We start from the raw sequence: 379 nt of genomic DNA, 5'->3' as shown, positions 1-379 counted from the left end.
ACCAGGATGGCCGTGTCCTTGCCGGGGCCGCCCTGGGTGGCGGCGTCCACGATGGCGAAGGTGTCGAAGAACGCGTACACCACGTTGATCACCAGCAGGAAGAACGTGGTGGGCGAGAGCAGCGGGAACTGCACGCTCCAGAACCGGCGCCAGGGCCCGGCGCCGTCGATGGCCGCGGCCTCGATCAGCGATTTCGGGATGGACTGCAGGCCGGCCAGGAAGAACAGGAAGTTGTAGGAGATCTGCTTCCACACGGAGGCCATCACGATCAGCGCCATGGCCTGGCCCGAGTTGAGCAGGTGGTTCCAGTCGATGCCGAACGTGCCGAGCGCGTACGACACCACGCCGAGCGACGGCGAGAACATGAAGACCCACAGCA

The 379-nt window shown here is 65.4% G+C and carries 1 protein-coding gene; it reads right to left on the bottom strand.

From position 1 onward, the window contains the following. The coding region (locus tag E4T80_RS12695; RefSeq protein WP_135058729.1) for an ABC transporter permease subunit at positions 1-379 on the bottom strand (379 nt) is incomplete at both ends.

Origin of the sequence: Muribacter muris (assembly GCF_004569585.1) — a bacterium.
Classification (GTDB): domain Bacteria; phylum Pseudomonadota; class Gammaproteobacteria; order Enterobacterales; family Pasteurellaceae; genus Muribacter; species Muribacter muris.
This window is presented reverse-complemented; position numbering and strand designations above follow the sequence as displayed.